This is a genomic window from Bacteroidota bacterium (assembly GCA_039111535.1).
Lineage (GTDB): Bacteria > Bacteroidota > Rhodothermia > Rhodothermales > JAHQVL01 > JBCCIM01.
In genome coordinates, this window is record JBCCIM010000243.1 from 1 (window position 1) to 8,173 (window position 8,173).

Annotated in this window: 8 protein-coding genes, 1 tRNA gene and 1 pseudogene; 8 read left to right on the forward strand and 2 right to left on the reverse strand. The window is 49.9% G+C overall.

All coding sequences use genetic code 11. The features are described from left to right. Positions 1-443 (reverse strand): DMT family transporter (locus tag AAF564_24250; protein MEM8488682.1); only part of this gene is annotated, 443 nt, incomplete at its 3' end. Between the two features lie 164 nt (positions 444-607). Here AAF564_24250 and AAF564_24255 point away from each other — a divergent pair. From AAF564_24255 to AAF564_24290, 8 genes are all read left to right on the forward strand, one after another. Continuing rightward, complete coding sequence (locus tag AAF564_24255; protein MEM8488683.1) at positions 608-1,177, forward strand: Crp/Fnr family transcriptional regulator; 570 nt, start codon at positions 608-610, stop codon at positions 1,175-1,177. A 63-nt stretch (positions 1,178-1,240) separates the two neighbouring features. Continuing rightward, positions 1,241-1,978, forward strand: a complete 738-nt coding sequence (locus AAF564_24260) for an SDR family NAD(P)-dependent oxidoreductase (protein ID MEM8488684.1) — start codon at positions 1,241-1,243, stop codon at positions 1,976-1,978. Positions 1,979-2,094: 116 nt separating this feature from the next. Beyond that, positions 2,095-2,424, forward strand: a complete 330-nt coding sequence (locus AAF564_24265; protein MEM8488685.1) for a MerR family transcriptional regulator — start codon at positions 2,095-2,097, stop codon at positions 2,422-2,424. A 47-nt stretch (positions 2,425-2,471) separates the two neighbouring features. Continuing rightward, a tRNA-Pro gene (locus AAF564_24270) sits at positions 2,472-2,545 on the forward strand. 209 nt (positions 2,546-2,754) lie between these two features. Further along, the gene (locus AAF564_24275; GenBank protein MEM8488686.1) at positions 2,755-3,861 is read left to right on the forward strand and encodes a helix-turn-helix domain-containing protein; all 1,107 of its coding nucleotides are present in this window, start codon (positions 2,755-2,757) and stop codon (positions 3,859-3,861) included. 26 nt (positions 3,862-3,887) lie between these two features. Next, positions 3,888-6,002: an NAD-dependent DNA ligase LigA gene (ligA, locus tag AAF564_24280; GenBank protein ID MEM8488687.1), complete on the forward strand. Its 2,115-nt coding sequence runs from the start codon at positions 3,888-3,890 to the stop codon at positions 6,000-6,002. Positions 6,003-6,029: 27 nt separating this feature from the next. Beyond that, positions 6,030-7,562 carry a sodium:solute symporter gene (locus tag AAF564_24285; protein MEM8488688.1) on the forward strand — a complete coding sequence of 511 codons (1,533 nt, stop codon included), beginning with the start codon at positions 6,030-6,032 and terminating at the stop codon, positions 7,560-7,562. Between the two features lie 142 nt (positions 7,563-7,704). Beyond that, positions 7,705-8,049 carry a hypothetical protein gene (locus AAF564_24290; GenBank protein MEM8488689.1) on the forward strand — a complete coding sequence of 115 codons (345 nt, stop codon included), beginning with the start codon at positions 7,705-7,707 and terminating at the stop codon, positions 8,047-8,049. Here the strand turns inward: AAF564_24290 and AAF564_24295 are convergent. Next, positions 8,022-8,173 (reverse strand): annotated as a pseudogene (locus AAF564_24295) (winged helix-turn-helix domain-containing protein). The gene AAF564_24290 and the pseudogene AAF564_24295 sit on opposite strands and share 28 nt — an antisense overlap.

Genomic DNA, 8,173 nt, shown 5'->3' on the forward strand with positions numbered 1-8,173 from the left:
AACAGGGCAACGAGGAACGTGCCGGCCATAGAAATGATAAGGCCGATCCAGGCAACCTTGCCTAGTTTTTCAAATCCGAACAGCATGCCGATCATGGCAGTCCAAATGGGTGTGCTGGCCATAATAAGTGCGGAATTGCCGGCCGTGGTGCGCGCAATCCCCATAATAAAAGCAACCTGGTAAAAGAAGTAGCCTAACAGGCCAAGCAGTACTACGCGACCGAGGTAGGGCTTCATCTCTGACCAATAGAACAATTTCCAGCTTTTCCGCTGAATCGCCATCATTACCCATAGGCCAAATACAGACACTATAAATCTGAACACGTTCAGCACAAACGGGTGCATGGCTTCCAATGCCTGTTTGAGGATGGGGAAGTTGATGCCCCATATAAGCACAGTCAGGAGGATCAGGCCATCCTCCTTCGAAATACGTGGTTGTTGCAAAGATTGGGGGTTGTAAATTGGGTGTGTTTAATACACTGAGATGTGCTAAAATATCACCCATCCAGTTATGTTGAGATGCCTGTGTCCGGGCATGCCCTGTATTCCTTGAAAATCCTTGCGGGAATGTCTGGTGCATGGGCGGGCATTGTAATCAGGATAAACTTATGGATCTAAAAGAGACCGTTACCAAATTCACCGGACTACCAGCTGCTGCGGTTGATCGATTGCTGGCTTTAGGTACCACAAAGGAGCTCTCAAAGGGGGATCTATTTATCAGGGCAGGAGACCTCCCGAAGAAAATGGGATTGGTACTCTCCGGGTTGTTTCGATATGTATATACAGATGACAATGGCAACGAATTTACCAAGGCTTTCATGCCGGCTGCAAGCTTTTTGTCTTCATACTCCTCGATGATTCATGGCGAAAGATCCTACTATGGCATTGAGGCGTTGGAAGATGCCAGGGTACTGGAGTTCAGTTACGAACACTGGCAGCAGTTACGAACAGAAGATCCTGCATGGGACAAGCTGCTGCTCAAGATGCTCGAATTAGGATACAGTGCCAAAGAGCGCCGCGAGCGCGAGCTTTTGCTGCTCAGTGCCGAGGAGCGTTACCAGAATTTTTACGTCAGATATCCAGATTTGGCCGGCCGGATAAAACAACGCCAAATTGCATCATTTCTAGGCATACAACCCGAATCGTTGAGTCGCATCAAGAAAAAGCTGGGGCCTTAACATAGGTCAATGTTTTGGGTGCGGGCCTGGACCTACCTTGGTAAAAAACAACCAGGTGGCATCATGCACTTACAAGAAAATACAATATTGATTACGGGTGGTAGTTCAGGCATTGGCCTTGAGCTTGCATGCCGGCTACAGGAAAAAGGCAACACCGTTATAGTTTGCGGCCGCTCGCGGGAAAAGCTCGAAAAAGCCGAGGCACGGAATCCACATCTTATCCCTTATGCCTGCGATATATCCAATGAAGTAGACTGCATTGCTATGGTCAACTGGATAGAAGCGCAGTATCCATCGCTGAATATGCTCATCAACAACGCCGCTATCGTACATGCAACGTCTTTTATGGATGATGATGGCATGCTCAAAAAGGCTGCGGCTGAAATTGATACCAATTTGATGGGGCCGATCAGGCTGGCAAAATTGTTCTATCCGTTGTTGCTCAGGCAGGCAAGTGGCCTGTTGATCAATGTGACAACAGGGTTGATTTATGCGCCGCGTGCAGCATATCCGATCTACAATGCCACGAAAGCGGCGCTGCATGCCTTCACGCAGGTGTTGCGCATCCAGTTGGCGGACGCGCCCGTTCGAATTGTAGAAGTTCAGTTTCCTGCCGTTGATACGCCCTGGCATTTGGGCAATCCACCGCCTATTGCAATTCCTGTAGAAGACGCAGTAACGCAGATGTTGGATGGATTGGCTAAAGGACGCGAAGAGATCAGGGTAGGGGGTGTCAAACTACTCTATGGCCTGTCACGGGTAGCGCCGGCCTTTGCGTTGCGCAAAATCAACCAATTGTAATTCCGGGTTTGACAGCGAACCTTTTGCCCTTAACTGCTGATTTTGGAATATTTTGGCATAAGTGATTGGAATCACATACCTTAAAGCGATATTTATGGGTATTCTGGTTGTTAATTATGCCAGCGGAAGGGATTCGCAAACTTTATTACTCCATCGGAGAGGTAAGCCAAATTACGGGCCTCGAGCAGCATGTGCTGCGGTATTGGGAAACCGAATTTCTTGAACTCAACCCTCAGAAGAACAGGGCGGGCCGAAGGATTTATACGCGATCTGATATTGATTTTATTAGCCGTATCAAACAACTCCTCAAAGAGGAAAAATACACCATTGAAGGTGCGCGTAAAGCCCTTGTGCAGGCTGATGAGAACCGGGGCAAAGAGGAGGCGTTGCGAACGGAACTTTTAGCAATTAGAAACTTTCTATCGGACATTCTGAGCAGGCTATGAGGTGCAATTTTATTTTTGATTGTGCTTCCTGTCAGTTTGATGATGTTCGGGACGTGGCGCAGCCCGGTAGCGCACTTGCATGGGGTGCAAGGGGTCGCGAGTTCGAATCTCGCCGTCCCGACTGAATATAAATACAATTAAAGCTTCCTATTCTTTGGAATTGGAAGCTTTTTTGCATTACTGCATTTGCCTTTAAACATCGGTTAATTCTGCTTAACACGAGTTGTAAGGCAGCGATGGTATATGTATCATGGCTTTGCAGAATGCTCCTTTAGCGTCTGATTAGCCTGCACTACCCCCCGGGTTAATTCAGTGGATTGATTCCTCCTTATGTCTGAACAACCAGCTACAGGCCCATTAGGACAATTTCTAGATGATCTGTCCGCCATTCGGGAGAAACGCGAAGTGTCTCTTGAAGCGCTGCGCAATGCGACAAAAGTTTACCCCAATGTCATTGCGCAATTTGAAGTTGATGGATTGAAAGACCACCCCTTGTTCAATTCATTGTACGTCAGGGCCTTTATTCGAAGTTATGCCGAAGCGGTAGGGATTCCTCCCGAGGAAGTCTTACGTGCTTACGATGAAGCGTTGCAAGGCGCTTATAACAGGCAGCTTGCCATTGAGTATCTCGACCTGCCACCCGAAGAGATCAAGGCATTGCGTGCTGCGCAGGCGGAAAAGCCCGAGCCTGTGTTTGCCGTTGATAAATTCGAGTTTGAGCAAGAAGAGAAAAGAAAAGCCGCTGCTTCTAAGAAGTCGGCCAGGCCGGCCGTGAAAAAACAACGTAGCACACCAAAAGCTGCAGCCTCAGATGGTCGAGCCATTACATTTGTACCAAAATCCAGCCAAAAGGAAGGCGCTTCGCCCCTGGCTAATTTTACAGATGATGCAAAAGACGCAGTATCCGCATTCTTTGCATCAGGCAAACAAAACGCCTTCATCCAATGGGGGTTACTCGCCGGTGGTTTGGTGCTGTTTGTAGTGGTTGTCATGCAACTGCTTTCTTTTCAGTCAGAAGGTCCCACACTGAATGACTTGCAGCAGGCAGAACCTGCCGCAACCATCCCCTCAGAAAGTATTTCACCCGTAGCGGCTACGCCCGATTCGCTGGCATCGATCACTGCGCAGCCGGCGGCCGTTGAGCCTCCACGCGTACCCGCTGTATTGGGCGACTCAATACCCGTTCAGATTGTAGCAGCAAGCGGTGCATTGGACCCTTTTCGAATTAAAAGAGACACCGACTTGCGCCGGCCCTACTGGTTGGATCAAGGTGATACGATGCTGGTTTACCTGAAAAATCGCGCGATCATCGAAGACAATCTGGTGTCTATGCAGATTCTAATTGATGGGTATGCGTATCCAATTTATCGAACTGATTCGCTTGCCCGTGTTGTCATCAGCCGTGACTCAGTACAGGCCTTTCTCGATAGCAGGTAGCGAAGCAGACGGAGCCCCTGAAGTAGATGGAGATAGTCAAAAGAACGAAGACCTTGCTTGATCAGGTCCGTGATCTGGCCTTAGACAGCCTTTCTTTGTCCGATGCTACGTCTTTAGGTACGTCCCTTTCCGCTGTGCTACATCACCATGCCCATCTCTATTATGTGGAAGATGCGCCGGTAATTACTGACAGTGAGTACGACGTCCTGTTTCGCGCGCTACAAGATATTGAGCGACAATTCCCTGCCTTACTTCGCCCGGATTCGCCCACGCAGCGTGTTGGCGGGGCGCCGATGGACAAATTTGAAAAAGTGCGGCATCCAGTACGCATGTTGTCGCTGGGCAATGCTTTCAACGAAGATGAAATCCGTGCCTGGTACCAGCGGTGTGTAAAAGGTTTGCAGGCTGTACATGGTGAAGAGGTGAAGCCGGCGCTCGCTGTTGAGCTTAAAATTGATGGCCTCGCCCTTGCAATTACGTACCGCGAAGGGAACCTTGTCATCGGTGCTACCCGAGGCAATGGGGAGGTAGGGGAGAACATTACCCCACACGTCAAAACGATAACCAGCGTGCCACTCGCTATTCCTGTACCTGGGCGTGAGGTGTCAACCATCCCGGCCAGTATCGAAGTTCGCGGGGAAGTTTATATGCGGCGCAGCGAATTTGACCGCATGAATGAAGTACTGGAGGCCGCGGGGCAAAAAACATTTGCCAATCCGAGAAACGGTGCCGCCGGTAGCTTGCGTCAGCTGGATCCGTCGATTACCGCAACGCGGCCCCTGCGGTTTTTTGCCTATAGTGTGGGCCCATATGAAGGCGACCAGCCGGCATCTCAGGCTGAACAACTGGCTGAGTTGGCTGCATTTGGTTTCCCCGTCAATCCGCATTCCCGGCGCTTTGCTGATCTCGAAGAAGCCATTGCATACTGTACCGGTTGGACCGACAAACGCGAGACACTAGACTATGAAATAGACGGAGTTGTCTTAAAGATGGACGACTTTATATTCCAGGAGACGCTTGGATTTGTGTCTAATGCACCGCGCTGGGCCGTAGCTTACAAATTTCCGGCGCGTGAAGCCACCACCGTACTGAATGACATTACGGTTAGTGTCGGTCGAACAGGTACAATAAAGCCAGAAGCTGTTCTCGAACCCGTGTGGATCGGCGGAGTCACGGTTTCTAAAGCAACGCTGCACAATGAAGACTATATCATCGATCGCGATATCCGGATTGGAGATGTGGTGGTTGTGAAGCGGGCAGGCGACGTCATCCCGCAGGTGGTGCGGCCGATTCCTGAGCAGCGCACAGAAGAACTTGAGGTCTGGCGTATGCCGGATGCATGTCCGGCTTGTGAAACGCCGCTTGTACGGTTGGCAGACGAAGCGGACTCTTATTGTGTAAATACTGTTTGTCCGGCGCAGTTTATACGGCTGGTGGAGCATTATGCCAGCAGGGGGGCTATGGATATTGAAGGCCTGGGATCAAAACTGGCAATTTTGCTCAGTGAAGCCGGCCTCGTAAAAAACCTCGCAGATATATACCGACTCGACGCTGCGTCGCTGCTTACCCTTGAGGGCTTCGCAGATAAAAAAGCAGAAAACCTGTTGCAGGGTATCGCAGATTCCAAACAGCGTACGTTAAGCCGGCTGATTTTTGGTCTGGGTATGCGTCACGTGGGCAAGACTACAGCCGAACTTCTGGTTGCTCACTATGAACACCTGCAAGCCATGGGCGGAGCCTCCGCGGAAGAACTGGAGGCCATTGAAGGCATTGGGCCCGTCATTGCGCAGAGTATAGCGGATTGGTTTAGTGTTGAAAAAAATCAGGCGCTTGTTGCTGAACTGGATGAACTCGGGGTCAACCTGCATCGGTTGGAGGAAGAGGCACCAGTACACGTTGAGGGTGAAGATGCACCGGTAGCTGGTAAAACCTTTGTGCTTACCGGCACATTGCCTACTTTAGGACGCACTGATGCCAAAAACATGATCAAGCGTGCTGGCGGCAAGGTGGCATCCAGTGTGAGCAAAAAGACCGACTATGTTGTCGCTGGCGAAAAGGCTGGCTCAAAACTGGCCAAGGCCCAGGAATTGGAAATCACCATACTCGACGAAGCTGGCTTGCTGGCTTTGCTTGAAGCATAAGCCCCGTTTACCATACCAAGCCCCATCATGTTGACCCCTTTAGATTATTCCGTTATTGCAATATACATTATAGGTGTCATTGCATTTGGTATATGGTCAGGTGGCCGGCAGGGGGATAGCAAAGACTATTTCCTCGGCAACAAAGATTTACCGTGGTGGGCCATTTGTTTTTCAATCGTAGCGACCGAAACAAGCACGTTGACTGTGATTGGTATTCCGGCTGTTTCGTATGGCGGTGCGCTGACGTTCATCCAGATCACCTTTGGCTATTTACTGGGGCGGGTGATTGTGAGTTATCTGCTTTTGCCGCGGTATTTTGAAGGAGAATTCCAAACAGCATACGCTTTTCTAGGAGACCGCTTTGGCAAAGCAACCCAAAAAACAGCGTCTGTCACGTTCTTGATAACCCGACTGCTTGCAGATGGTGTACGGCTGTTTGCCACGGCCATCCCGATCAAGTTAATAGCTGATGCCGCAGGATTTTCGCTTAGTTACATGACGATCATCGGTCTCATTGGTGTGCTTACCATTCTTTACACCATGATTGGTGGCATTAAGGCAGTTGTGTGGATGGACGTGGTGCAGATGACGGTTTATGTAGGTGGAGCTATCTTTGCCATTTTTGTGTTGCTTGGTGACTCGCCTGCTGGTTGGTGGGCAGAAGCGCAAGCGGCAGGCAAGACAAAAGTCATCGACTTTGAATTAGGCCGGCCGCTCAGTTATCTGCTGACCCATCCCTATGCATTCCTCACCGCGTTGTTTGGGGGTGCGGTGTTTACCATGGCCTCACATGGATCAGACCAGCTCATTGTCCAGCGCCTGCTGGCCTGTCGCGACTTACAAGACAGCAAGCGCGCCCTGATTGGGAGCGGCGTACTGGTGATGGTGCAATTTGTAATCTTCCTCTTTGTTGGTCTTTTGTTGTGGATACATTTTGGCGGTGCCACACCGCAGGAATTGGGCCTCTCGCGTGCTGATGAGATTTTCCCTCGGTTTATCATTGAAGGATTGCCCGGTGGGTTGTCCGGATTCATTTTGGCCGGCATTATTGCGGCGGCCATGAGTACGCTGTCCAGTTCACTGAATGCACTCTCATCATCTTCCGTCATGGACTTGTATGCAGATTTGCGCAAGGGAGAAATGGACAGTGCAACTTCGCTTAAGGTAGCGCGGGTGTTTACCCTCATTTGGGGTATAGTGTTTATCCTCTTTGCAGGGCTTTTTGAGGATCAAACCAACCCGGTTGTCGAACTTGGATTGGCCATTGCAACTTTCACGTATGGGGGTATGCTTGGACTCTTTTTGCTGGGCCTTTTTGTCAAGCGTGCACAGCAGAAAGAAGCCATTACTGGCTTTGTATTAGCCGTTATTGCAATGGTTCTAATCATAAAAGGATTGCGCTTCAGTGAAACCAATGGCTGGCTATTCATTTTAAACTCCGGAGATAATCCCCAGGGAACTGTAGACGGTTTGTTATCCGTCGCTTGGCCACTCTATACACTAATGGGGGCTGCTATTACAGTTGGTATTGGTGGTTTGCTTTCATTACGCAAATCGTGACGCACCCTTTCACCCACCCCTGAAGACATCATTGAATTGTAAACTGGCTTCAATTTGACGGATTGTAGTCGACACTCTTGTGTACATATCCGTCAAAGGGACGCGCACTGCGCGGTCCAGCTTAAAGGAGTAACGCTGGCATATGGATTTTTCCAAGAGCATCCGCCGTTTCAGGCGAAAAATACGCCCTGTTGGGGAGAAGCTTGAGAAAGGCCGGCAGAATACAAGCAGGCTGCAGACGAAGAATATCGTCATCAAAGCTGCAATTTTCCTTACGCTGGTTGTAGTTACCTATGCTGCTTTCCCCCGGAGCGAGTTGTACCAGTACAGTGTAACAGTTGGCGACTACTGGCGCCACGAAACCCTGGCTGCCCCATTCGACTTTGCCATCTACAAAGATGAAGGCGTTATCGAATCAGATAAACGCGTAATTCGCTACAATACCCAGCCCTCTTTTCGGGAAGTGGTTGCCCTGTCGAAATCTTGATCGTACAGATGTTCTATCAATTCGGTTCGCGATACGATCTCGCTTTGATGGTGCATGAGATAGGAAATCAGGCGAAATTCATGGGAGGTGAGTTTGATGGCCCTGCCCTCAATGGTCAGGCGGG

Coding starts and splice junctions, on each gene's coding strand:
- AAF564_24285 (MEM8488688.1), top strand. CDS start 6,030: ATGTTGACCCCTTTAGATTATTCCGTTATTGCAATATACATTATAGGT.
- AAF564_24275 (MEM8488686.1), top strand. CDS start 2,755: ATGTCTGAACAACCAGCTACAGGCCCATTAGGACAATTTCTAGATGAT.
- AAF564_24260 (MEM8488684.1), top strand. CDS start 1,241: ATGCACTTACAAGAAAATACAATATTGATTACGGGTGGTAGTTCAGGC.
- AAF564_24255 (MEM8488683.1), top strand. CDS start 608: ATGGATCTAAAAGAGACCGTTACCAAATTCACCGGACTACCAGCTGCT.
- AAF564_24290 (MEM8488689.1), top strand. CDS start 7,705: ATGGATTTTTCCAAGAGCATCCGCCGTTTCAGGCGAAAAATACGCCCT.
- AAF564_24265 (MEM8488685.1), top strand. CDS start 2,095: ATGCCAGCGGAAGGGATTCGCAAACTTTATTACTCCATCGGAGAGGTA.
- ligA (MEM8488687.1), top strand. CDS start 3,888: ATGGAGATAGTCAAAAGAACGAAGACCTTGCTTGATCAGGTCCGTGAT.